Genomic DNA, 25,557 nt, shown 5'->3' with positions numbered 1-25,557 from the left:
TTACCAAACACCTTTATATCATTATATTTTCAAGTATAAAATTGAGTACTTTTCACGTTTAAAATCAGTTTTGAGACCAATAGAAAAGTGATTTTTTTACAAATCTTCCTTTTAGGAAATTCGCTTTTCTGACATTCTTTTCCCTAGTGGTTATCAATGTATTTTTATCACCATTGTGAATAATCAAAGTATCGAAACAGATAATCCAAAATGATTCAAATACAGGATTAAGATTATGCCAGCTTATAAAGCCCCGCTCCGTGACATTCGTTTCTTAATGAACGAAATGTTAGATTATCCAGCACATTACCAAACTTTGACAAGTGGTCAAAATGCGGATGCTGAAACGGTTGATATGATTCTTGAAGGTGCAGCAGATTATTGCGAAAACGTACTTTCTCCGCTCAATCAATCAGGTGATGAAGAAGGTTGTACCTTTAACAACGGCGAAGTGACAACACCAAAAGGTTTTAAAGAAGCTTATGACCAATTCGTCATGGGTGGTTGGCAAGGTCTTTCTTATCCAGAAGAGTTTGGTGGTCAAGGCTTACCAATGTCTTTAAACCTGATCAAATCTGAGATGATGGGGACAGCTAACTGGTCATTCACCATGTATCCGGGTTTAAGTACTGGCTGTATGAACACGATCATGCAGTTTGGTACAGATGAGCAAAAAAATACCTATATGCCTAAATTGGTTGAAGGGACTTGGTCAGGCACGATGTGCTTAACTGAACCGCAATGTGGTACAGACTTGGGGCAAGTTAAAACTAAAGCAGAACCTGCTGCTGATGGTACATACAAAATTTCTGGTACTAAAATCTTCATCTCTGCAGGTGAGCACGATTTAACAGATAACATTATTCACATCGTACTTGCGCGTCTTCCAGATGCACCAGCAGGTACTCGTGGTATCTCTTTATTCATCGTACCTAAATTCATTCCAACTGCGGATGGTGGTGTAGGTGAACGTAATACTGTTTCTTGTGGTTCAATCGAACACAAGATGGGGATCAAAGCTTCTGCAACTGCAGTGCTTAACTTTGACAATGCAACAGGTTATCTGATCGGTGAAATCAACAAGGGTTTACATGCAATGTTTACCTTTATGAACACTGCGCGTATCGGTACAGCAGTTCAAGGTATTGCACATGCTGAACTTTCTTTCCAAGGTGCTTTACCTTATGCGAAAGATCGTATGTCTATGCGTGCCCTTTCTGGTAAAAAAGAACCTGAGCGCGTCGGTGATGCGATTATTCATCACGCTGATGTTCGTCGTATGTTGTTAACGCAAAAAGCAATTGCTGAAGGCGGTCGTTCAATGATCTATCATGCTGCTAAACTTGCAGACAAAATGACAGATGCATTGGTAAGTGGCGATCAAGCAGCGTATGAAGCTTATGATGACAAACTTGGTTTCTATACACCGATTCTTAAAGGCTTCTTAACTGAACTTGGCTTAGAAGCTGCAAACCACGGTATGCAAGTATACGGCGGTCATGGCTATATCCGTGAATGGGGTATGGAACAAATCGCACGTGATGCGCGTATCTCAACCTTGTATGAAGGTACGACAGGCATTCAAGCACTGGACTTGATTGGCCGTAAAGTACTTTTAAGCTCAAAAGGTAAAGTCGTTCGTGACTATACTGCTGAAATCTTGAAGTTCTGTGCTGCACATGCACGTAACAAGTACCTTCGTCGTTTTGCTTGGGACTTAACTAAGCTTTGCGCACAATGGAATACCCTAACTGTCCGTATCATGCTTGCTGCACGTAAAGACCGTGACATCGTTTCTTCAGCGTCGGTTGATTTCTTGATGTTCTCTGGCTATGTGATGATGGCTTATTTCTGGGCGCAACAAGCAGTGGTTGCTTCTGAGAAATTAGAAGCGGGTGACGGAATCGAAACACCTGAATTCTATAAAGCAAAAATCAAAGTTGCAGATTTCTACTTCGACCGTCTATTGCCACGTGCGCAAGGTCATGCAGAATCTATGGTATCAACCTCTCGCACTTTGACTTCACTTGCACCTGAACACTTCAGCTTCGATTACTAATCGGAACTGCAATAAAAAAGAGCGCTAAATGCGCTCTTTTTTATTTTGAATACAGATTATTTAATCAACTTTCTTAAATACATAGGCTTGTTCTGGGAATGGATACTCTTTAAAGAACTTACGATTCCGCCCATTATCGCCATTCCAGATCTTATCCAGATCCATCACCAAGTCTTGATTCGGACTCACTTGATAATACAAGTTAACATCCGCAGCATCACAGCGAATCATAATTTCATTCAGTTCTTTATGCACATGCCACTGTACTTGCTTACAGGTCTGCTCAATCTTGGCAATATTACGTGACGGATCTGAGCCAAGGCGGCTAAAACTGGTATTGGTCCAGAACACAGAACCATCATCCATTAAATTCAGGATATATTCTGCTTCTTTCTCATTATTGACACAGCCTGCAAAGGCATCACTACAAGGGATACGTGCATGATAACGACCCGCATACACCAAATCGGCTTCTGAAGGTTTACTCAAATTATTTTTACGGTCCGCAGAATACGGCAATGTTGCTTGGCCTGCTACTTGGGTTAGCGATAGCCCTTGCGCGTCAGATGCAAGCTGTTCTTCTTGTTCATCTGCAAGCACTTCACTCGTTTCACCACTCGGTTGCGTCTGGGGTTGTTGCTTTACTGGTTCTGGATGATGGCTATCACAAGCACTCAAACCCAAAATCAATAGAAGTCCTACACTAACATGCTGTAAGAATAACCTGAACTGCATATCCTAAATCTCTAACATCAACATCATTATCGCGTGCTTTTCATGAACTCGTCCTAAACTTCGGAAAATATAGGGATCATTTAAATGTTCGTCTATTCCCCAAAAGGGTAATAGCCAATGCGATAGGACTGAAATAGTAAATTGACAAAGCAGGATGCTTTAATTCGGTGCATTTTAGGCGATGCTGTCGGTTTTTCCATCAATGATTTACACAACTTAACTAATCTCCCATCTGTTTAAACTTTAAAAAGAGCAGTTCGCCCCTATTTCTTAATTAACAGCAGCTCAAACTAACACTATTTATTATTTTCACTGTTGTTTCATGAATTTAAGGAGAAAAACTCGATGGCCAACTCTGGTTTATATCGCTCAAACCAACAAAGCATGATCGCTGGTGTAATGGGCGGTATTGCGGAACGATTTGGTTGGAACGCAAATTTATTACGTCTGATCTTTGTTGTGATCTCACTCATGAGTGCAGCCTTCCCGGGTATTTTGGTGTATCTGATTTTATGGCTGGTCATTCCGAAACAGCAGCAAGCGCGTATTGATCACGTACAAGGCTATTCACAACCTGTAAAAACAGTGTATGAAGACCAAGGCATAAAACGTTAATTTTCGGTTACCTTTTTGGTCGCTACGGTTGAAATTACCCCTAATCCAACCGTAGCTTTTTTTTATCTAAATTCAGACCTGTCGATTCAACTGCTGTTGCAAGGCCGCAATCATATCGGCACGACTGATAATCCCGATTAAACGATGTTCCTCAACTACAGGAATATAGTTAAATGATTTCTCGACAAAATACGGCACCAAATCCTGAATCGGTTGTAACGGACTTACTGTCACAACTTTATGGCTCATAATCTGTCTGACATAGTGCTGCCAAGAGTTTCGTGGATCTGTTGCACCTTTAAACCACTCCACCACTTCATATAAGGCCAATGTCCCAACCAAATGCTCATCGGCATTGACGACTGGTAAACTCATTAAATTCACGGCTTTAAACTTATCTAAGGCCTGATGAATATCATCATGCTCATGCAGTTTAATCACATCTCGGCTCATAATATCTTGGCAAACGAATGAGTTAATCAAGCGCTCGTTGGCATGCGATTGTGCTTCTAAAATGATTTTTTCTAAATCGTACTGACTAATATCCAATAGCTCAGTGTGATGCTCAAGCGCATATTCAATATCTTTTGGTTGAATTGAGACTTTCTGGGTGGGTGTCGGGTCTTTAGATCGCTCATTTACATGTGCTGTGATTGGATAATGACGGCCAATCAAACGATTAAAAAACACTGCAAACACAAGCAATAAAATCGAATTAAGCAGAACTGGATACAAGATAAAATGAAAACCTAAGCGGTGTACAGCTTCGCCTCCTAAGACAGCAGTAATCGCAACTGCGCCACTTGGTGGATGCAAGGAGTCTGTGGTCATCATCACAAAAATTGCCAATCCAACAGCAACACTAAAAGCACTGGTCAGATCAGGCAGATATTGCGTACAGGCAACACCAATGAATCCTGCCAGTGTATTCCCCACAATAACATTCCAAGGCTGCGCCAACGGACTGTTGGGGACTGCAAATAGCAGCACAGAAGATGCACCCATCGGGGCGATATACCACGCATTCATGCCACCTAGGACATACCAGCTAATCAAGGAGGAAATCGCCAAACCACATAAAGCCCCGAGACCAGAGAGCATCCTCTCTTTTAAAGGCAGGACTTTATAATTCGGTTTTAGAAAATTTAGCCAGTCTGATTGGGTCAAGCTCACAATGCACCTTGCTGGATTTGCGTGGTTCTACTCGATGCAGCAGTATACGCCTACTCAGGCTTAAGGTGTATTTAAATTACAGTTTTAAATCATGATAAAAGCTGCTCAAGCTCAATTTAAATATTCTTTTAGCTGCTCCAATCGCTCTGCATATTTTTGCATCGGGCAGAACTCATACATCGGTGAGCCGATATAAGCACCTGCATTACGGCACTCTTGATCCACAAAATTTTTCCAGAGTTGCTGCGATTTCATAATGTCGTTATATCGTTCAGGCTGCTTATATTGCATGCTCTGAATTTTAATTTGATCCAGCAATTGTACGATCTGTTTGGTATAGAGTGTTTTAGCCCTTGTACTACAGATTTCCACCACTGCATTATTGATGTTACCCAACTTTAATTCTTGAATGGTTTCGTCAACACATTGGCTATAGGGATCAGTGGTTTTATCCTGTACTTTGGCAAAAGCATGAGCGCTCAAACACGTCATTGCAAACACTACAACGGTGAACATTAATTTAGTCATGGATCTGCTCTTTTGTTGTTCTCATATTTTTTATCATAATCAAAAAATCACGCTCATACTGATTTTTATGCTCCCATACTCTACGAATATTGGTCACCATGACATCCATTTTTCAAAAAACAGAAATCACCTCAAATGAATTTTTCATTGAGATAACGCCAATAACGTTTCGGCAGATATTGCACATGTAATTTGATATTTTGGCGTGCTTTAATATTGATACTATTAAAATAATCTTTCCAAAGCTGATCGTATAAAACTTCCTGCTCATCAAGCTGCAACTGGAAGTTTTGGCTACCGCCATTTTGAATATTGCGATCGATCTCATTTGCATCCATATAGACTTCATGGACATCGAGCAGATCATAATAGAGTCCATATTTACGTTGCTCATCATAAATCAGCCAACGTTGATCCTGATAACGACGCCTAAAATGCGGCTGAATCAAAGGCAATACATTAAAATCGGGACGAACTAAACTTAAAAATAGCCCATCTGTGGTTTTCTTAAACCGTACAAAAGCCTCCATCCGATGCTTTTCACGCCCTACTTTTTTGGTCCATTGAGAAATGGCCAACACACTCGGATGTAAATAGTCTTTTTCTATAGAATGCTGCTGTTGAAAGACATAAATACAGTAATTAAATACATGCTGGTAGGCATCAAGTGACTCAGATAGAAAAGCAAAATAAATCTGCTTTAATGCAGCTTTAGACAGTTTTCGTTGTAAAGCAGACCAAACCCGTTGTGCATATTGCTCATGACTCGGAACCTCAATGACTTCAGAAAACAAGCCATGTTGTGCGCCATCCAATAAACTGAGCTGCACCTGAAACTCTTTAAACTGAAAGGCACGAAATACGCAGCTTAGCAAGCCTGCCATTGAACCATCAAAATAATAGCTCAGTTGCTTATTCAACATTGTTAAAACCCTAAACTCAACTGAGGTGAAAGCGGCTTGATATATTTAGATGAGCCTTGGGTCAAAATCTGCTGACGAATAAAGCCAGCTGAAAGTTCTTTCTGAAAGCGAGGACTGTCTTCACAACGAATAAAATATTGTGCACGAGAATAAGCGACACCTAACTGTTTTAACAGGTCGATGTGGATTTTGCCAAAACGACGCGCCTGTACAATTTTCTTGGCTGATTTCACCCCGATACCCGGCACACGCAAAATCATGGCGTAATCAGCACGATTTAAATCCACAGGAAAATGCTCTGGATGCCGCAATGCCCAACTGAGTTTCGGGTCGACATCCAAATCCAAATGTGGGAATCGCTCATTCACAATTTCATTGACCTGAAAACCATAAAAACGCATCAACCAATCACTTTGATAAAGCCGATTTTCTCGTAGCAACGGTGGTGCAGAGCCAACCGCAGGCAAATAATTATTCTCGGTATTAATCGGAATATAGCCTGAGAAATAGACCCGTTTTAATTTAAATTCTTTGTAATGTCGATCTGCCATAAACAGCACATCTTGATCCGTTTCCTGATGCGCTCCCACCACCATCTGCGTAGTCTGCCCTGCGGGGACATATTTCGGCACATGCTTGATAATCTGACGTTCATCTTTAAGCTGAATCAAGCGATCTCGAACCAGCCCCAAATCTTTTTGTACTTCTTGATGCGACTTTTCAGGGGCAAAGGCTTTTAAACCGACCTCGGTTGGCATTTCCAGATTGATGCTCATTCGGTCGGCATACAGACCCGCTTCATGAATCAATTCAGGTGAAGCTCCCGGAATGGTTTTAAGATGAATATAACCATTAAAATTTTCTTCCAGGCGTAGTTTCTTGACCACCTGCAGCATGCGCTCCATAGTGTGGTCGGCTGACTTGAAAATACCTGAGCTCAGAAATAGCCCTTCGATATAATTACGGCGATAGAAATTAATGGTCAGGTCAACCACTTCCTGTACAGTAAATGCAGCCCGTTTCACATCATTGGAACGGCGCGACACACAATAGGCGCAATCAAAAATACAGACATTGCTAAATAGAATTTTCAGCAAGGAAACACAGCGTCCATCCTCGGTATAGCTATGACAAATCCCTGCCCGACTTGCATCACCTAGACCTTTGTCTTTATTTTTACGGTCACTGCCACTAGAGGAACAGGACACATCATATTTGGCAGCGTCCGCAAGAATCTGGAGTTTTTCACGAATGCGATCAGACATTTCAAACGACCTGAAGAAAACAGAGAATATCGTTTAAAAATTAACATTTCAAAGTTGTGAAATTAAGAGCATGTGAGATGCAATACGTCATGAGCTGACGTATAGTTGTGAATCGAGGATTTGTTATGATCAAAAATTAAGATCATTCAATGCAATAGCTTGATTAACTCTACAACCTAAATATAAGCAATTGAAATAAATAAAGATTAAAACAGAATGAACCCCATACTTCAAAAACTTGCGCAACCATTCATTCAAAAACTTATTGTCAGCAAAGCACAAATTTGGCGCTGTTTGATCCAAACACCCTTCTATGCAGGTATTCCCATCTATTTTATATTGGTCGTTTTTTTTGCACCTGATCATTACTTTTCCATAGAAATATTCAAAGTATTCTATGAGATACTCTTGGTTGTCCTGTACATTGCATTGATCTATTTCATTCTTGTTTTTCTTCCAACCTATTTTGTGCAGCTGTTACTACGAAAATACCAAGTGCTGCATTTCTTTTCCATTATGGCTTATGCCCTTTTATTTACTGTTGTTGTCCCTAGCCTAATCATCATTTTAAACACAGCCCAAATCAATATTGTCCCATTCAGATTCTTTGTTCTTCTCTGTTTTTTCTCTCTTTCATTTGCTGTGACGAATTGGATGCTATTAGTCAGAACAGCAAATAAATCTAAAAGCTGTTCAAAGCTGAAATTCCCCAACTAGCCTTTGCCACTCCTCTACAAAATCCTTATACTTAAGCACAATTTTTGTTTGATTCCAGTGGATGCACCATGAGTCGTGCTATATCGCATATTGATACATTTCAGGGCTTAATTCTTGCCCTACAAAACTATTGGGCGGAGCAAGGCTGCGTCGTATTACAACCATATGATATGGAAATGGGTGCAGGTACTTTCCACACTGCAACCTTCTTACGTGCATTGGGGCCAGAAACTTGGAACGCGGCTTATGTTCAACCATCACGTCGTCCGAAAGATGGTCGTTATGGTGAAAACCCGAACCGTTTACAACACTACTATCAGTTCCAAGTAGTACTTAAACCAAACCCAGACAATATCCAGCAGCTTTATCTCGATTCATTAAAAGCAATCGGGATTGATACCCTAACTCACGATATTCGTTTCGTGGAAGATAACTGGGAATCTCCAACGCTTGGCGCATGGGGCTTAGGTTGGGAAGTTTGGTTAAATGGTATGGAGGTGACTCAGTTCACTTACTTCCAGCAAGTTGGTGGTATTGAATGTTACCCAGTGACAGGTGAGATCACTTACGGCTTAGAACGTCTGGCGATGTACCTTCAAGGTGTAGACTCAGTTTACGATCTGGTTTGGACCAAAGGTCAATTCGGTACCGTAACCTATGGTGATGTATTCCATCAAAACGAAGTTGAGCAATCAACCTATAACTTTGAATACGCGCCAGTCGACAAAATGTTTGAATTGTTTGACTTCTATGAAGCAGAAGCGTCTCGTTTAATCGAAGCTGAATTGCCACTTCCTGCTTACGAGCAAGTGATCAAAGCATCACATTGCTTTAACTTGTTGGATGCACGTGGTGCAATTTCGGTAACTGAACGTCAACGTTATATTTTACGTGTCCGTACTTTGGCGCGTTCAATTGCACAAAGTTATGTGGCTGCCCGCGCGAAACTTGGTTTCCCAATGGCAGAACCACATTTGCGTGATGAAGTATTGGCTCAACTTAAAGCACAAGTTGAAGCAGAAGCAGCCCAAGCTGAAAAAGCGAAGGAGAATAAATAATGACAAAGCATACTGTTTTATTCGAACTTGGCTGTGAAGAACTTCCACCAAAAAGCTTAAAAACATTGCGTGATGCACTCAAAGCAGAAACCGAAAAAGGCTTAAAAGATGCTGGCTTAAACTTCGCTGCTATCGAAGCCTATGCTGCACCACGTCGTTTAGCATTGAAAATTGTTGATATCGATGCTGCTCAAGCAGACACGCAAAAACGTTTTGATGGCCCTGCTGTACAAGCGGCTTATGATGCTGAAGGCAAACCGACCAAAGCACTTGATGGCTTTATGCGCGGTCAAGGCATTACGGTTGACCAGCTTTCGACTTTCCAAGCAGGTAAAGTTGAAAAAGTTTGCTTCTTGAAAGATGTCAAAGGTCAAAGTCTTGATGCTTTGCTTCCACAAATTTTACAAACTGCATTGGATAACTTACCAATCGCAAAACGTATGCGTTCAGCGGCAAGCCGTACTGAATTCGTACGTCCAGTAAAATGGGTGGTGTTACTGAAAGATGATCAAGTGGTTGAAGCAACCATTCAAGATCACAAAGCAGGAAATGTGACTTATGGTCATCGTTTCCATGCACCTGAAGCCGTGACTTTGGCGCATGCAAATGACTACTTGGCAACTTTAGAACAAGCCTATGTAGTTGCGAACTTCGAAAAGCGTCAAGCGACGATTCAAGCACAAGTCAAAACATTGGCAGATGAAGTCAATGCGACTGCAATTGTGCCAGCAGACTTGCTTGATGAAGTAACCAGTCTGGTTGAATGGCCTGTTGCTTTACGTGCGACCTTTGAGGAGCGTTATCTGGCTGTTCCTCAAGAAGCTTTGATTACCACCATGCAGGATAACCAGAAGTATTTCTGCTTAATCAATGCACAAGGTAAATTGCAGCCTTACTTCATTACCATTTCAAATATTGAGTCGAAAGATCCGATTCAAATTATTGAAGGGAATGAGAAAGTTGTACGCCCTCGTTTGTCTGATGCGGAATTCTTCTTCTTACAAGATCAAAAGCAACCGCTTGCGTCGCGTAAAGAAAAATTAGCCAATATGGTGTTCCAAGCACAATTGGGCACACTTTGGGATAAATCTCAACGTATTGCTAAATTAGCGGTGGCCTTGTCTCCAATGACGGGTGCAAATGTGGCTGATGCTGAGAAAGCAGCGTTACTTGCGAAATGTGACTTAACCTCTGAACTTGTAGGTGAATTCCCAGAACTTCAAGGGATTGCAGGCACGTACTATGCACGCCTTGAAGGTGAGAATAACGAAGTTGCCGAAGCTTTAGGTGAACAGTATTTACCGAAATTTGCTGGTGATGTATTACCGCAAACCAAGACGGGTACAACCATTGCCCTTGCGGATCGTTTAGACACATTAGTGGGTATTTTCGGTATTGGTCAAGCACCAACAGGTTCTAAAGATCCATTTGCATTACGTCGTTCTGCAATCGGTATCTTGCGTTTAATCATCGAAAATGAACTTGATGTGACCATCGAAGAGCTGGTGAATTTTGCCTTGCAAGGTTATGGCGACGTTGTTAAAGATCACGATAAAACCCGTGCGGATGCTGTTGCATTCCTTGAAGGTCGCTACCGTGCCAAGTATGAAGACCAAGGCGTTGCGGTTGATGTGATTCAAGCGGTTCAAGCACTTGCACCAAAATCTCCTCTTGATTTTGACAAGCGTGTGACTGCGGTCAATCATTTCCGTACCTTACCAGAAGCGGCTGCATTGGCTGCGGCAAATAAACGTGTTGCCAATATTCTTGCTAAAGAAGCGTCACCAGAAGGTGCTGTAGTTGAAGCCAATCTGGTTGAAGCTGCTGAAAAAGCACTTTATGCAGAACTTCAAGCATTGACGCCTGTGGTTCAGCCTTTACTTGCTGCGCGTAACTACACAGAAGCATTGTCTAAGCTTGCTGCGCTTCGTGCACCAATTGATGCCTTCTTTGAAGGTGTAATGGTGATGGCAGATGATGCAGAGTTAAAAGCGAACCGTTTACGTTTATTGGCTCAGTTGCGTGATTTATTCACGGCAATTGCAGATGTAAGTGTGCTGCAGGGTTAAGCTCTAAGCATATCTTCAATAAAGGGATCTTTGATAGATCCCTTTATTTTTACTTTAATTCACTTACACAAGTGCTTTAATCTCATCCAAACACTTTGAAGGTTCAAATAGTAAGAAATCATAATCTGCAATTTCCTGAATATAAAATGGGTCATTTTTTATTATTTCTTTAGCTTCTCGTATAGATGAACCCAATATTAAAATTACACCACCCACCCTATTCTCACGGCGTCCAGATGCTAAAAATTTCTTTCGCTCATAATTATCCTGTAAAAATTGAACATGCTCATTTAGAAAGGAATCAACCTCGTTCAATGGTTTCTTATAAGTTAAAGTCACAACAATCATTTTTTCTGCTAAACCCCAATTAATTATTTCTTTCCATCATACTCTTTAGGATTATCGAATCTCATTATTTATACATAACTGTATCAATTTCATATCATCCCCACTCTTTTCTTCATTCCAACGATAAGATATAAAATCTCGATTGCGACAATATCGCGGAAAGGACAGACAAGATGATGAATAAAGTACAACTATTATGTGTTACGACTGCGCTAGTGGCATCGTCTTCGCTTTGGGCAGCAGACACAACTAGCACCACAAGCAATGCTTCTAATGCTGTCCCTGAAAAAGCCATGCCCTATGGCGACAATCCAAGCTTAGGTCGTATCTTGTTATATAAAACAGGTAAAGGCATGCAGAATTTGGGCGACTCAATCCAAGGTGCATCTGATAACACCTCACAAAAGATCAGTGAAAGATGGCAAGACACCAAGAAATATACAGAAGAACAATCTGAAGTTGTTCAAGCACAAACTGAAAAAGCCAAGCAATACACAGCCAAGAAATGGCAGGACACCAAAGATGCGGTGGTGGGCACCAATGAAGGCAATGTCCCGATCGAGCGTGCTGAACTGAGTCAGTCTTCAAAAAATTAAACCCAAAAACCTCTACACCGTAGAGGTTTTTTATTTCTTCAAATACATCTAGCCTGATCATCTGAAATATCATTTTCTAAAGACTGCGCTGTTATAGTGATTTGAAAAATAGGCGTTAAATTTACAGTGTACGCTCAAAACATTCATTGAACTTCACGGGTTTTGCCGACACACTAAATCGCATAAATTCATCGGACTGGAATTTTGCACATGACGCAACGCACTTTCAAAATAATTCTTCTTTCCTGCATCAGTGCACTCAGCTTTACTGCTTGCTCAGCACTTTCTACACAGAAAAATGGCACACAAACATTACAGCAAGTGAAGAACATTGGTGCCACACCATCCACTGAAGGTAATATTGCAAAATTGATCAAACAAGACCAACACTGCAACATCGAATTCACGGGATATTTTGATGGCGGTCAGGCGGTTGAACATTGGAGCTTTAACCAAAATGGTTTAATTTCAGCAAGCTCTACCACTCAACACTATAAAGATAAAACGCTTGCTCAACCAACAACCGCAACCGCCTTTGATGTGCAAGATGCCACTGTTCAAGCCAATTTTCACAAACTACAAAGTAACTTTAGTGCGGATAAGCTAGCACAATGTCATTAAGCCTATAAAAAACTCGTTGCATCTATCTCTAGCTGCAACGAGTCATGGCTTTTTAAACTATTTTTGGATCGATCTTTAAACTATAAAATCATCTTAATTTGAACTGAGTCCGCTGGTTGCAGACAGTAAATCAATACGTGGGAACACCAAACCAGTTCGCGTATCGGTAATTGGCTTACCTGTTACTTTCAAACGATTTACGGTTTGATCGATAGTCTCTGATGGTGTCACGCCATTGGCACGTAATAATGCGATTGCCCCTGCAACATGAGGTGCTGCCTGTGAAGTTCCACCTTGAGTTTCCCCACCCGCAGTAATCATTGCGCCTGGTGCCAATAAAGTCACCAATGAGCCACCATTACTAAAGCATGTGATTTTATCTGCTGCTGTGGTTGGATCAGAGCATTTCAAAGGATTGCCCCAAGACACACCACCAATATTACTGTCATACACCGCGCCTACGCGTACTGCACCTTTCACACAGGCAGGCGAAGAAATCCCATCAGCGAAGGCATCATTACCCGAAGCGACTACAGGTACAACACCTGCTGCACGCGCATTGGCAAAAGCCGTACTATAGCTGCTATTGCTACATTCAGAGGTATATTTGACCCCAGGTACACCCAAGCTTAAATTAATCGCTTTAATGTTATAGGTTTGTGCATTATTTACCGCCCAGTTAATGCCTGCCAGAATATCACTGTCATAAGCGGTACTTGCCCATTGCCCTTGTGATCGAACTTTTCTAAACACATCAATCCCAATAATTTTGGTTTTAGATGCAACTTTGGCAACAATCCCAGAAACGTTACTGCCATGTCCATCATCATCCAAGCTATTGTCATCAGGTGCGCTATCAAAGGCATAGACCACACGACATGTTGAAGCTGGGGTATTGACTGCGGTACAGCCAAAGTCAGCATGTTTATAATTTACCCCAGTATCAATCACCACTACACTCGAACCCTCCCCTGTAAAGCCATTTGTGACCGCTTGAGGTTGATTAATTAAAGGTAGACTTTCCATTGTGGTCGGGACATTTTTACGGTTTGGATAAACACCCTTTACCGTCGGATCATTTAACACTTGCGCTAAGGTTTCACGATTTTGAATACGATATAACCCTAAAGGCAAGCCATTAAACTCACGCAAGGTCTGAAAACCTGCTGCGTTGCTAAATTTATTTTTAAACTGGCTTTTACCATCCGCAATCAGGCTACGTTTTTCTCGCCCTAAAGTGGTGCTTGTTGCACTGCTATCGTATTCAATCAGTAAATCATTTGAATCATTGTCGACTAAGGCATCAATATTAATTTTGCCATTCGACACTTTATTTAATGCTGCGGTGCTGAGTCGTTGTTTGAGTTGGACAGCATCGAGCGCTGCGGCAGAGGTTGTGGTGGTATAAAAAGCACACAAGCTTAAAAGTAGTAAGGTTTTATTGTTCACTATTGATCTCCATCGTTCTTGGATAAAGAACGGTTCTTAATATCTGTTTTTCTTGGATAAAAGAAGCCCAGACGATTTAAAGTTTTTTAATTTCATTGGCTGGATCAGTGTCAGGATCAATCGGTTGTATCGAAGGATCGCTTTTGGTGTCATAAAATTGGGTATCTTTTTGAGTTGTCTCCAATTTTTTCAACATATGTGATGTGGTATGTTCGGTTGTGTTCACCTCCTGTTTGCTTAAAACGGTTGAAATATTCCCTGAATGATCAGGGCTGATCTGATAAATTGCGGTATCATCCGTTGAACTGGTTGGTTCAGCAGGTTCAAAGTAGAAAACCACCACGCCCAGTGCAATCAATACAATTAAAAATGCTGCAATCTGTTTCATTCATATTCTCCAGCGCTTTATTTACTGGCCATTACTTGGTTTTCAATTCTTTTTCTATAAATAATGCGAATACAATTTAAGATTCACTTTATATTTCACATATATCTTTAAATAAAATACGATCTGAATCGTGGGTTTATCAAAAAATATAGCGGCATCATGGTGTTTAATCTTGTGCTTCCTGGTGCAAAATTTCTACGCGCAGCAAACACGATGAAAAAAGTGAAATAACTAAAAAAGTGCAATCACAATTTCATATAGTTATACCAAGCAATAAAAATGCCATTTTTTTGATCTTTTTTGAATCGGTTTAAAGCTATTTATTTATTCATAATTTTCATATTCATTTTGCTAAAACATAACCAGAAGAGTAGCTATATTATTACCATTACTTTTCTCAAAATTGATTTACTACAATAATTTATATTAATTAAAAAACTATACTTTTCACGTGCTTATCAGTATAAATGATCTCCACAATTTCTCTCCAGATTGTTTTCAAGCTGTAATCTGGTTGTAACGTTTGATGAAAATCACACATTTCTGTTTTTTTGCTCGCTATGATGCAGTTGCGTTAATGAAGTACCCCAATACGGTACATCGCTTAAGGAAATCGCAATGAAAAAAATGATCAAAACAGCTATCGTGACAACTTCTATCCTTGCTTCTGCTTCAGTTTTTGCACAGAACGTAGGCGCAAATGCCAGTGGCTCAGCTCAAGTCAATGTACAATCAGGTGGCCTACTTAAAGGCGTCACAGGTGCAGTGAAAGGCACAGCACAAGGCGTCGGTCAAGTGGCTCAAGGTGTTGGTCATACTGCACATAATGTCGGTCATGCTGCTGTAAATACAGGTGTTGCAGCTACGCATCAAACAGTTAATGCGGCAACAAATGTTGGCTCTAAAGTCGCGAATAAAACAGGCGAAGTCGTAAAAAATACCAAAGACTATGCTGTAGACAAGGCAGTTGATGGTAAAGAATTCGCTGCAGATACGACTGCAAATGTAAAACAGCGTATTGCGGATAAACAGGCAACTTCAAAATCTAAATCATTGAATTTGGAAGCACAAACCAATGCCAAAGCACAATTGAATGGCAAAGCAGCTGGTGTAAATGCTCAAACAGGTTTGAATGCTGATAAAAAGAACCTGCAAACAGGTGCAAATGTAGGTGTTAAAGTGTTAGGCGTAAATGCCAACGTCAATACCAATGCAAAAATTGGTGCGAATTAATAGTCAGTAAGATATAAAAAAGCCCTTTGAACATTCAAAGGGCTTTTTTATTGTCATCGCAATGTTCAGCAAAGTTGTAGCTTGGTTTGCTCGTCCGCATTATTCTCAACGAATTGAGTAAAGCCAGATGCATCACAACTTAAAGTCAGTTGTTTATAGCTCAAACTATAAAAATCTGCATAGTGTTTAAATACCAACGGCGATTGATCCAGTGCAAAGGGTTCACCCTCTTTGACCAATTTATGAATTCCACGATCATTCATACTCAATAAATAATATTCATCATTCAATCTGAGCTTCACCAAGCTATTGGCAGTTAGGTTTAATGGCAATAGATAGGTTGGATTGGCCACAATAATCTCAGCGTTATAACTTTCTAATTTCAAGCTTGCCAAATTAAAGACCAAAAACTGATTCTGCACATTCACCACATTGGCAGCTTGTGTCTCGGCATGTTGTGCAAAATGCAGATGTACGCCCAGCTTATTTAAATTCTGTTCAGTGCCTTGTTTTAGCTTAAACAGCTGCTGTACCAGTTTTTGTTTAAGTACCGCATCAAAATAACGCTCATCTAAAGCAATGTCGTTCTGTTGCAGTATTTTTAATAAAGCTTGATGATGGCGCGGCAACAAAGCATCCAACACATGTCGATAATAGAACTTGCTTTGCTTTTTAACCTCTCGAACCCGCTGATAGAAATAAGTGATTTCAAATGGTTTAACCACAAAATCATTCAGCAACTGAGAGCTTGCTAAAACAGAAAGTGCTTCATGGCCTGTAAATGGCAAATGAATCACATGCATTTTAGGCAATAAAGGTTGGATCTTTAAAAAATGCTCTTTGTCTTCTGCATAGTACGGATCGTAGACAATGATGTACTCACGCGATGAATCGACTTCATCGGCCTGAATTTGCATATCTTGATGGATAGACGCATCAAAAAACTCAGCATAACGGCGATCCTGTACCACATCAGGGTCAATAGAATACTGCGGTACAAAAGCCACGATCTTTTGCATATTCAATAAATTTGAATACTTGATCGCAGCATAGCCACCCATTGAGCCGCCATAGCCGACAATGCCTTTAAATTGCTGCAAAATCGGTTGAATCTGCTGCTGCATCTGCAACATGCTACTTTTCGGAAACCATGATTTTTGCTTCGGCATAATGCCGATCACATTGTATTGATATTTTATTAAGGATTTTTCAGCATTAATTGACATGCCTTTAGCACGACTAATCAAGTCGCCAAACGAAATCACTAAAGTGTCACTTGAACCTTTTAAAAAAATAACGCGAATGTGCTCATCTTCAAATATTATTTGCTTATCCATGCTCACACTGAAAAGTTGATCCTAGGTCTGTAGCAAAAAGTCACCAAATGATGGCTTTGCCAAACCATAATTGCGGAGTATCTTATTTTATAGAGATAAGACAGATTAAAAAGCGCAAAAAATGACACAATCCTTACATCCTGCTGCTCAAAAAGGCTTTAGTTTAGGGGCTGAACTGTACCAGCAGGTTCGTCCCAGTTACCCGCAAGAAATAGCGGTTTGGCTGCAAGATCGGCTCCAAATAGATGAAAGTTCCACTGTTGTTGACCTCGGTGCTGGGACTGGCAAATTCTTACCCTACTTGATTCAGACCCAGGCAAAAGTGATCGCGGTCGAGCCTGTCACTGAAATGTTACAGCAGCTTCAACAAGCCTATCCGACAGTCGATTGTCTGCAAGCATTCAGTAGCGAACTACCATTCGCCGATGCGTCAATTGATGCCATTCTCTGTGCGCAATCGTTCCATTGGTTTGCCAATATCGAAACACTCAATGAAATGCATCGGATACTTAAGCCATCAGGTCATCTAGGGCTGATCTGGAATCAACGCGATACTACTGTCGATTGGGTCAAAGCCTTGGCTGATGAAATTGCCCCTTTGGAAGGAGATACCCCGCGTTATCATAGTGAATTATGGAAACAGGCCTTCGAAGGACAATCCTTATTTAAATTGGATGGATTAACCACCTTTCAGCAAGTGCATCAGGGCACTGTCGAACAAGTGGTGAGTAAACGCTTGCTGTCCACCAGTTTTATCGCCGCGATGCCCTCCACAGAGCAACAACAGTTAAAAGCAAAGTTTGAACAAATTGTATTTGATTTTACAGGCTTAACTGCGCAAGATCAGATTAGTTTCCCCTATACCACTTTTGCCTACCATTTTCAGAAAATACCCAACTAATTCTTGAACGAGCTCTGCTATGCCTAACCTAAAAACCACATTTGCCATCACCTATGTACTCAGTTCAGTACTGATGCTCAGTGCTTGTAATAAGGACAAAGAGCCAACTGTAAAGCAACAACAGCAAAGCAGCGCAAGTAATGATGCAATTGGTCAACTGAATCAAACCCCGATCAAGCAATTCCCTGCCACAGCAGATGATGGACATGATATTGCGGTATTGGATGACTATGATCATCGCTTTACTGACATGAGCGACAGTATGGAAATGGAGTTGGCCAAGATGAAAGAAGCCAATAGCCTCACCCCTGAATTCGAGCAGCAACGTCAAAAAGATAATGTAAACTCAGCCTTAAAAATGCTCAAAGAACTGGAACTCAAAACTGAACAGGGGCGCTATATTCAAGGTTTACTTTATGATTATTGGGAACATCAAGCCCAAGTCTTGGAACACGCCAATACTGCTCAAACGACAGATGCAAATCAGCAGGTCAATCAGCTAAATGAATATCTACACGCACAAAGCCAATTGCATCATTGGAGAAATGCGCAAACAGCTGAAAGCAAAATGCAAGCTGAATAATTGAAATAAATAAAAAGGGGCTGATGCCCCTTTTTCATTGCAAATTTATTGTTAAATATTCTGTTTTTCAATCCAGTGAATGGAACTCACACGAAATAACTCACATGCGCCATCACCCACTCCACCTGGGGTTAAAGACGATTTCCATACCAAGTCCTTATCTCGGACCTCGACCAACTCACCTTTGAGTTGAACCAAGTCACCACGTTTCACTTGCTTGATTTGTTTGGCAATCTCTGGATTGGCAGGAATAATATGCATATTGGACACCAGTTTGATCGCTTGATCGGGTGGCACAGGCAGTGTATTCATTTTCCAATTCAAATAACGGTCATATTGACGTACATCAATCGTCCGTGCGATCGCAGGATCAGTAAACAGCCCCAAACTCACCGCATAATCGATCGGAGAAAATTTGGCTTGCTCATCGTCATGATAGACTTTTGAACCGAGAATACGGAAATTACCATCAAAAGGTTTTAACACCGAAATCGATTGATATTCCACAACAGGCGCTAAGCCATTGGCAATGTTATATTCTGCCTGACCGGTTGATGCATGTGTTTGCCCAATTGCAGCCACCATGCATAAACTCATCCATAGACGTTTTTTCATGGCTCGATTATCCTCGAAAATATTAGAAAAGCCTTTCTCTTGATAGTATGCTGAGATGGTGAAAAAAAGTGCTTTTTTTGGTAACAGTCAAACTCACTTTAGTCATATTTTTGTGCTGTTAGTAAATTATCCTTTTTATTAAAACCAACGAATGGATCTCTATGATTTACCAATTTTACCAACGTCACATCTTTCCCCATTTGCTCAATCAGGTCATGCAAACCGCCAGCTTGATGGACCGACGTCGTGAATTATTACTTCCACTCGAAGGTGAAGTACTCGAAATTGGTTTTGGTACAGGGCTCAATATTCCGTTTTATGGCAATGTTGATTCAGTGTACGCCTTAGAGCCCAATCCTGATATTTATCAATTGGCCGTTGACCGGGTACAACATGCACCTTTCTTTATTAAGCATGTGCAATCCAGTGCAGAGAAATTGCCTTTCGCAGATGCATCTTTAGATCATATTGTGTCGACGTGGACACTGTGTAGCATTGCTGATCTTGAACAGGCCTTAGCCGAAATACATCGGGTACTCAAACCAACAGGCACCTTTCATCTGGTTGAGCATGTCAAACATCCAAACTCGACAAAAATCCAATCTTTGCAAACGCTGCTGACTCCAATTCAAAAACGTATTGCCGATGGTTGTCATCTAAACCGAGACATTGAACGCCAGCTCTTGCAAGCCAAATTTAAATTCAGCGAAAAACAATATTTTGATGCAGAAGGTATTCCTACCATCGCACAAACAATGCTGTTAGCGCGTGTACAAAAATTTGAAATACCTCATTGACCTTCAAAATCGATTCGCAAGGTCTCAAAACGAATACGCCCTTCTGTGACCGCTTGAGCAATCGCTTGCTGCCCTTTGCTTAAGCGTGCACCACCGCTTTTAATATCCAGTAAAATCACTTCAATATCTTCGGCTGTGCCATCGCCATCTCGAAAGTCGGTATAACCATCAAAAATAACGTAGTCGACAGGATCACCTAAAAACTTGGCATCGCTGGGTAAATAACGAAACTCTGGTAGGATCGGTGCAAACTGCTCCGCCATTTTGCCTTTCAATACCGCACGGCTGGTATTCACACTGCGCTTCTGCGCATCAAGCAAAGCCTGCTTATGTTCTAACTCTAGTTCAGCAATATATTTTTCATACTCAGCCTGAATCCGACCATTACGGGTGCTGGATAAAATAATCGTGGTGATCACGACACCAATACAACCACCAATCAGCATCGCCAACCAAACCGACATAGCAACTTTCCTATTCTTGAATGCAGCTATTTAACTGCAACATTAAACTTTTGTCATGTGTAACACACTTGACCGAAAAAGATGCTAAGGTATAAACGAATACGAGAGCCTAGTTAATAAATCTAATTTCATGAAAACCATATTAATCGCAAATCAAAAAGGTGGCTGTGGCAAGACCATGACAGCTATTACATTAGCTGCAGCACTATCTCAAAAAGGGTATAAGGTTGCGCTGGCTGACGCTGACAACCAAAAATCGTCTTTGCAATGGCTCAAGCAACGTCCTGAAACCGTCACAGGCATTCAGAGTCTGGATTGGCGACATGAAAAATCGATCGGTGAAGCGCCAAAGAATTTAGATTATTTAATTATCGATGCACCTGGTGCACTTTCAGGTGAACATGCAGAGCAATTGGTCAGCGAAGCGCATGCGATTGTGACACCGTTGCAACCATCGTTCTTTGATATTGACAGTACCCGTCGCTTCTTAAAACATTTACAAGACATTAAACGTATTCGTAAAGGCAAAGTGCAAATCCTATTGATTGCCAATCGTGTCAAACCGAACAGTGCCAGTTCCAAAGATATTCAGGACTTCTTTAGCAAGATTGAGCAAGATCCTGTGGCATGGATTTCAGAACGAAGCGCCTACGGTACATTGGCAATGCAAGGGCTGAGTGTGTTTGATAAAACCCAGAAAAATTTTGTCAGTATCCAAAGCCAATGGCAGCCTGTTTTAAACCAGTTGGTCGATGATCCAAGCGAGTGGTTCTAAGGCTTTGCAAAGAAACGTAATCTTTTGATATCAGATATTAAAACAGGGAAATGAAAATTTCCCTCGCCTACTTTTTCAGTTAAGATGGTTTTATTCAATTTCTAGCACTTGAGAAATACTATCGTGCAACAATACGCTCCCATATTACAACGCGTTTTGCTGTTTGGACTGTTCTTTGTCCTGCTCTTTTTGGGATTCAGTATTCTCAAATACTTTATTGTCCCTGTTCTTTGGGCCGCAATTATTGCCTATATGACTTGGCCCTTATATCTATGGGTACAGCGTCGTTTCTTTGGTGAAAACCGACCTACACTGAATGCCACCCTGATGATTAGTTTGGTCATTATCGTGATTGGTGTGCCATTTATCTGTGCAATCTTTATGTTGCAGCTTGAAGGTCGTAATTTATATTTTAATTTACAGCGACAACTGTTTTCAGGTCATGTTCAAGTTCCTGAATTTATCAAAAATCTACCAATTATTGGCAAAGACATCAGTCGTACTGTCAATGAACTGAGTAGTGATCCGAACAGTATTACCAAGAATATTGCTGAATGGATTCAGAGCCATCTCAGCTATGGGCGTTTTGTGTTGAGCGAGATTAGCCGTAATTTGGTCAAACTCACATTTGCACTGATGACTTTGTTCTTCTTCTACCGTGATGGACAAATGATTTTGGCACAAGTGAGTCGTGCCTTGGAAATGGTGATTGGTCCACGTGTGCATCATTATTTAGATACCATTTCGGAAACGACTCGTGCTGTCGTATACGGCGTTGGTTTAACTGCAGTTGCACAAGCCCTATTAGCTGGCCTCAGCTATTTTGTTGCAGGCGTTCCAAATCCAATGCTGTTGACCATGGTCACCTTTATCTTGGCGCTAATTCCTTTTGGAACACCTGTTTCATATCTTGGGGTAGGCCTGTGGTTATTTGCTCAAGGGCAAACCATGGAAGCCATTGGTGTTGTGGTTTGGGGTGTGGTGATTGTGAGTAGCTCGGACAATGTGATTCGCCCATTGGTAATTTCAGGCGCGACCCAGATTCCATTTATCTTGATCATGTTCGGGGTATTAGGTGGTATTGCCAGCTTTGGTCTGGTCGGCCTATTCATTGGCCCAGTGATTTTAGCCATTCTGTTGGCGATCTGGCGTGAATGGCTGCATGAAAACGTCGATGAGCCTGTTGCGGCTTTGGAAGCTCCTCCCGAAACCAAGTAGGTTTGTTTTGTTTAATTTTTTGTCATGAATTGATTAATGTTGCTTGCGAGATATCGCTTACTTTGTTTGAATCGTCAAATAAAGATAATTTATAAGGATATCTTCGCAATGACTTCAATGCTTCAAAAAATGTCTCTGCTCGGCTGTCTGAGTTTCAGTCTCGCAGCCTGTTCTTCAGTTTCTCTCGATAACAATGCGGCTAAAATCCAGACCAAGACCAGCACAACGGATCAAAAGCAATTGATCCAAGTCTATCAAGTCGATGCCAATGGTATTGGTGCTTCAATCGGAACGGTTGCTTTTCAACAAACGCCTAAAGGTTTATTAATTACCCCTGCGCTTTGGAAACTTTCTCCTGGCGAACATGGTTTCCACATCCATGAGAACCCATCCTGTGAAGCTGCATTAAAAGATGGAAAAATGGGGGCAGCCTTGGCAGCAGGCAGTCATTTAAATCCTGAAAAAGTCGCGCATCATGGTACGCCTGAAACGGGCCACTTAGGTGATTTACCGGTATTGGTGGTGAATGAAAAAGGCTTTGCAACCACACCTGTGATTGCGCCACGTTTAAAACTGGCTGATATTCAAAATCGTGCGATCATGATCCATGTTGGTGGAGACAATTATTCGGATACACCAAAACCATTAGGTGGTGGTGGTGACCGTATTGCCTGTGGTGTGATTAAGTAATCTAAATACTGTGGGTATCTCTCAAGTTATCCACAGTTGCTTTGCTTTTAGTCATTTTTTATATGTTCTTTAATAATCTCATCATAACAAAATACAACTGAGCACGAATTTTGCATCTTATCTATTATTTGAAAAATCATGCAAATATTGATGCTAAAAAATAGTGCTACTTGTTGGTTAACAATGCTTTCCTTTGGGAAATTTATTTGTATGATGAATCCAGAACATATTAAAGAATAAGAATCGTGAAAAATTTATCCCGCCTGTTCAATCGCTTTCGCTCCAACTCAATTGTTCTTTATTGCCTACAAATCTTGATTGTACTTTGCGGTACAACATTAGGCTTATATCAGCTTGGATTCGGGCAACTGATTGTTCCTGTCACCTTAGGCGCAATTGCGACCGCACTGACCGACTTTGATGATCGTCTCAGTATCCGTTTACGCAATCTGATCTATGTCTGCGTGCTGTTCTTTACGGTCAGTACTATTTTAGAGTTTCTCGCCCCCTATAAATTTTGGTTCATCGTCTATCTCAGCCTCTCCAGTGCAGCGCTGGTCATGATGGGTGCACTTGGGCAACGCTATGCCACCATTTCCTTTGGTACGATTTTACTGTCGATCTATACCATGTTCGGTCTAGGTGAATATCCAGCTTGGTATCAGCAACCGAGTTATTTTGTATTGGGTGCCTTGTGGTATGGACTAACTTCAATCTTATTTTTTGTTATTCGCCCAACCTTACCTTTACAAGAAAAGATCTCTACTATTTTTCAGGATATTGCTGAATTACTTCAAGCCAAATCACGTTTATTCGACCCAGATAATATTGATAATGTCGAAACACTGCTATTCGAACTTTCTCAAAAAAATAGCCAAGTGGTCAGTAGCCTGAATCAAGCCAAAAACTCCTTACTGACGCGCTTAAAAGCGTCTCGGGTTAACAACACCAGTATTTATTGGCTGAACTTATATTATTTTGCCCAAGACATGCATGAACAGGTCACGTCCAGCTATCTGCATTATGAAAAAATTCATCAGAATTTTAGCCGCAGTGATTTAATTTTCCGTATTCAAAAAAATATGCAGCTTCAAGCCTTGGCGTGTCATGATTTAAGCCAAGCAATCTTACATCATCAAAGCTATCAGCCCCGTGAATCTGCCAGTAAGGCATTAGAAAATCTAGAATCGTCAATGCATGATTGGGTGCAACAACATCCCCATAATCTTGAAGTTAAAAATCTGGAATTGATCCTCAATAATTTAAAAAGTGTGCACGAGCAGTTTGCTCAACTGAAACTCAATCAAAATATTGAACAGCTTTCACCGCAGCAACATCAGGATCATTTGAACTTACTCGATGATGATATTCAGGGCGTTCAAGATCTGATGTTAAAAATCAAACAACAACTCAGCCCGCAATCGGCGCTGTTCCGCCATGCCGTCCGTTTGGCTGTGATCTTTGCAGTAGGTTATGCCATTTCCTTATTGCCTTTTGCCCAAAATGGCTACTGGATTTTACTCACCAGTTTATTTGTTTGCCAAATCACCTACTTTGCCACCAAAAGCCGTCTCAAGCTCAGAACCATCGGCACTTTACTCGGGGTGTTATTAGGTATCCCCATTCTTTATTTGGTACCAAGTATTGAAGGTCAATTGCTATTAACCGTCATCTGTGGGGTCTCATTCTTCTATTTAAGACAAAAGAAATATGCACTTGCCACGGTTATGGCTACTTTGATGGTGTTATTGATTTTTAATTTAAAAGGTGCAGGTTTTAGTATTATTCTGCCACGCATTATTGACACTTTTATTGGCTGTGCGATTGCTTGGCTGGCGGTCAATTTCATTTGGCCCGATTGGAATTTTCGCAATATCTCCAGCAACATTAAGAAAAATAATCAAACCACCTTCGATTATTTTCATGTAGTGGTACAGCAGTATCATCAAGGACGTGAACTCGATCTGGAATACCGAACCACTCGACGTGCAGCACATAATGCCCAGATCGAGCTGTCGAATATGATCTCAAGTCTAAGTACCGAACCTCAGCCTAATCAAGAACTCATTCAGCATGCCTTTCGCTATTTGGTCTATAGCCATAGCCAACTCAGTTATGTCTCAGCCTTGGGACATCAACGGGAAAAAATTGAAGATCAGGCGTTGTTAGAACTACTGGATAAAATTGAGAATTTGCTCAAGCAAAGTCTGATCGAACAAGCCGCTATTCCGCAACAGCAAGTAGAACGCTTACTCGAAGATATTGATATCCTCAATCAACAGCATCAGGTCTCCGCAAAGCACCCGTTGCTGTTAAAACAAATGAGTCTGTTACTCGAAACTTTGCCTGAGTTAGTCCTATTAAAAAATAAACTGCTCGCCTTAGAAATTAAGTAAGCAG

25 protein-coding genes are annotated in these 25,557 nt (G+C 41.0%); 14 read left to right on the top strand and 11 right to left on the bottom strand.

What is annotated here, in order from left to right; translation table 11 throughout:
* Positions 1-235: 235 nt before the first annotated feature.
* Positions 236-2,059 (top strand): acyl-CoA dehydrogenase C-terminal domain-containing protein, encoded by a 1,824-nt coding sequence (locus F885_RS07580; RefSeq protein ID WP_004804056.1) that lies wholly within the window; start codon positions 236-238, stop codon positions 2,057-2,059.
* A gap of 60 nt (positions 2,060-2,119) precedes the next feature.
* Here the strand turns inward: F885_RS07580 and F885_RS07585 are convergent, their stop codons facing one another.
* Positions 2,120-2,794 (bottom strand): hypothetical protein, encoded by a 675-nt coding sequence (locus tag F885_RS07585; protein ID WP_004804055.1) that lies wholly within the window; start codon positions 2,792-2,794, stop codon positions 2,120-2,122.
* A 345-nt stretch (positions 2,795-3,139) separates the two neighbouring features.
* On the opposite strand from F885_RS07585, the gene F885_RS07590 reads away from it, so the two are divergent.
* Complete coding sequence (locus tag F885_RS07590) at positions 3,140-3,409, top strand: PspC domain-containing protein (protein WP_004804053.1); 270 nt, start codon at positions 3,140-3,142, stop codon at positions 3,407-3,409.
* 72 nt (positions 3,410-3,481) lie between these two features.
* Here F885_RS07590 and F885_RS07595 read toward each other — a convergent pair whose 3' ends face one another.
* The 4 genes from F885_RS07595 to F885_RS07610 form a co-directional block, all read right to left on the bottom strand.
* Positions 3,482-4,582 carry an HPP family protein gene (locus F885_RS07595; RefSeq protein ID WP_005317924.1) on the bottom strand — a complete coding sequence of 367 codons (1,101 nt, stop codon included), beginning with the start codon at positions 4,580-4,582 and terminating at the stop codon, positions 3,482-3,484.
* 111 nt (positions 4,583-4,693) lie between these two features.
* Positions 4,694-5,110 carry a lysozyme inhibitor LprI family protein gene (locus F885_RS07600; protein WP_005317922.1) on the bottom strand — a complete coding sequence of 139 codons (417 nt, stop codon included), beginning with the start codon at positions 5,108-5,110 and terminating at the stop codon, positions 4,694-4,696.
* 131 nt (positions 5,111-5,241) lie between these two features.
* On the bottom strand, positions 5,242-6,033 hold the full coding sequence (locus F885_RS07605; RefSeq protein WP_005317919.1) for a TIGR03915 family putative DNA repair protein: 792 nt from the start codon (positions 6,031-6,033) through the stop codon (positions 5,242-5,244).
* A gap of 2 nt (positions 6,034-6,035) precedes the next feature.
* The gene (locus tag F885_RS07610; RefSeq protein ID WP_005317916.1) at positions 6,036-7,298 is read right to left on the bottom strand and encodes a putative DNA modification/repair radical SAM protein; all 1,263 of its coding nucleotides are present in this window, start codon (positions 7,296-7,298) and stop codon (positions 6,036-6,038) included.
* Positions 7,299-8,083: 785 nt separating this feature from the next.
* Between F885_RS07610 and glyQ the strand changes: the two genes are divergently transcribed.
* A complete protein-coding gene (glyQ, locus tag F885_RS07620; RefSeq protein ID WP_004775941.1) occupies positions 8,084-9,073 on the top strand; it encodes a glycine--tRNA ligase subunit alpha in 990 nt (329 codons plus the stop codon).
* A complete protein-coding gene (gene glyS, locus F885_RS07625; RefSeq protein ID WP_005317908.1) occupies positions 9,073-11,142 on the top strand; it encodes a glycine--tRNA ligase subunit beta in 2,070 nt (689 codons plus the stop codon). The genes glyQ and glyS overlap by 1 nt, the downstream gene beginning before the upstream one ends.
* A gap of 63 nt (positions 11,143-11,205) precedes the next feature.
* Here glyS and F885_RS07630 read toward each other — a convergent pair whose 3' ends face one another.
* Positions 11,206-11,490: a YciI family protein gene (locus tag F885_RS07630; protein ID WP_005185387.1), complete on the bottom strand. Its 285-nt coding sequence runs from the start codon at positions 11,488-11,490 to the stop codon at positions 11,206-11,208.
* A 173-nt stretch (positions 11,491-11,663) separates the two neighbouring features.
* Here F885_RS07630 and F885_RS07635 point away from each other — a divergent pair, with 173 nt between their 5' ends.
* Both F885_RS07635 and F885_RS07640 read left to right on the top strand, forming a co-directional pair.
* Positions 11,664-12,086, top strand: a complete 423-nt coding sequence (locus F885_RS07635; protein WP_005317905.1) for a hypothetical protein — start codon at positions 11,664-11,666, stop codon at positions 12,084-12,086.
* Between the two features lie 210 nt (positions 12,087-12,296).
* The gene (locus F885_RS07640) at positions 12,297-12,707 is read left to right on the top strand and encodes a hypothetical protein (RefSeq protein ID WP_005317902.1); all 411 of its coding nucleotides are present in this window, start codon (positions 12,297-12,299) and stop codon (positions 12,705-12,707) included.
* A 93-nt stretch (positions 12,708-12,800) separates the two neighbouring features.
* On the opposite strand, the gene F885_RS07645 is transcribed toward F885_RS07640, so the two are convergent.
* On the bottom strand, positions 12,801-14,156 hold the full coding sequence (locus F885_RS07645; RefSeq protein WP_005209142.1) for a S8 family serine peptidase: 1,356 nt from the start codon (positions 14,154-14,156) through the stop codon (positions 12,801-12,803).
* Positions 14,157-14,232: 76 nt separating this feature from the next.
* On the bottom strand, positions 14,233-14,544 hold the full coding sequence (locus F885_RS07650) for a hypothetical protein (RefSeq protein ID WP_005201261.1): 312 nt from the start codon (positions 14,542-14,544) through the stop codon (positions 14,233-14,235).
* Positions 14,545-15,162: 618 nt separating this feature from the next.
* On the opposite strand from F885_RS07650, the gene F885_RS07655 reads away from it, so the two are divergent.
* On the top strand, positions 15,163-15,777 hold the full coding sequence (locus F885_RS07655; RefSeq protein WP_005317898.1) for a hypothetical protein: 615 nt from the start codon (positions 15,163-15,165) through the stop codon (positions 15,775-15,777).
* Positions 15,778-15,842: 65 nt separating this feature from the next.
* Here the strand turns inward: F885_RS07655 and F885_RS07660 are convergent, their stop codons facing one another.
* On the bottom strand, positions 15,843-17,114 hold the full coding sequence (locus F885_RS07660; protein WP_005317895.1) for a hypothetical protein: 1,272 nt from the start codon (positions 17,112-17,114) through the stop codon (positions 15,843-15,845).
* Positions 17,115-17,235: 121 nt separating this feature from the next.
* Between F885_RS07660 and F885_RS07665 the strand changes: the two genes are divergently transcribed.
* Together F885_RS07665 and F885_RS07670 are read left to right on the top strand one after the other, a co-directional pair.
* Positions 17,236-18,015 carry a class I SAM-dependent methyltransferase gene (locus tag F885_RS07665; RefSeq protein ID WP_005317891.1) on the top strand — a complete coding sequence of 260 codons (780 nt, stop codon included), beginning with the start codon at positions 17,236-17,238 and terminating at the stop codon, positions 18,013-18,015.
* A gap of 19 nt (positions 18,016-18,034) precedes the next feature.
* Positions 18,035-18,598 carry a hypothetical protein gene (locus F885_RS07670; protein WP_005317889.1) on the top strand — a complete coding sequence of 188 codons (564 nt, stop codon included), beginning with the start codon at positions 18,035-18,037 and terminating at the stop codon, positions 18,596-18,598.
* 51 nt (positions 18,599-18,649) lie between these two features.
* Here the strand turns inward: F885_RS07670 and F885_RS07675 are convergent, their stop codons facing one another.
* Entirely contained in the window at positions 18,650-19,213 is a 564-nt protein-coding gene (locus tag F885_RS07675; RefSeq protein ID WP_004657571.1) for a hypothetical protein, read from the bottom strand.
* Positions 19,214-19,374: 161 nt separating this feature from the next.
* On the opposite strand from F885_RS07675, the gene F885_RS07680 reads away from it, so the two are divergent.
* Positions 19,375-20,010, top strand: coding sequence for a class I SAM-dependent methyltransferase (locus tag F885_RS07680; RefSeq protein ID WP_005317885.1), 636 nt, complete (start codon positions 19,375-19,377; stop codon positions 20,008-20,010).
* Here F885_RS07680 and F885_RS07685 read toward each other — a convergent pair.
* Positions 20,004-20,474 carry a Holliday junction resolvase-like protein gene (locus F885_RS07685; protein ID WP_005317883.1) on the bottom strand — a complete coding sequence of 157 codons (471 nt, stop codon included), beginning with the start codon at positions 20,472-20,474 and terminating at the stop codon, positions 20,004-20,006. The genes F885_RS07680 and F885_RS07685 overlap by 7 nt on opposite strands.
* 130 nt (positions 20,475-20,604) lie before the next feature.
* On the opposite strand from F885_RS07685, the gene F885_RS07690 reads away from it, so the two are divergent.
* The 4 genes from F885_RS07690 to yccS all read left to right on the top strand — a co-directional run bounded on the left by F885_RS07690 (position 20,605) and on the right by yccS (position 25,553).
* Positions 20,605-21,249, top strand: a complete 645-nt coding sequence (locus tag F885_RS07690; protein ID WP_004657565.1) for a ParA family protein — start codon at positions 20,605-20,607, stop codon at positions 21,247-21,249.
* Positions 21,250-21,372: 123 nt separating this feature from the next.
* Entirely contained in the window at positions 21,373-22,467 is a 1,095-nt protein-coding gene (locus F885_RS07695) for an AI-2E family transporter (RefSeq protein ID WP_005201278.1), read from the top strand.
* A gap of 108 nt (positions 22,468-22,575) precedes the next feature.
* Positions 22,576-23,157: a superoxide dismutase family protein gene (gene sodC, locus F885_RS07700; RefSeq protein ID WP_005317879.1), complete on the top strand. Its 582-nt coding sequence runs from the start codon at positions 22,576-22,578 to the stop codon at positions 23,155-23,157.
* Positions 23,158-23,402: 245 nt separating this feature from the next.
* Positions 23,403-25,553, top strand: a complete 2,151-nt coding sequence (gene yccS, locus F885_RS07705) for a YccS family putative transporter (RefSeq protein WP_005317875.1) — start codon at positions 23,403-23,405, stop codon at positions 25,551-25,553.
* The last annotated feature ends 4 nt before the right edge of the window (positions 25,554-25,557 follow it).

The organism is Acinetobacter higginsii, assembly GCF_000369845.1.
Taxonomy (GTDB): Bacteria; Pseudomonadota; Gammaproteobacteria; order Pseudomonadales; family Moraxellaceae; genus Acinetobacter; species Acinetobacter higginsii.
This window is presented reverse-complemented; position numbering and strand designations above follow the sequence as displayed.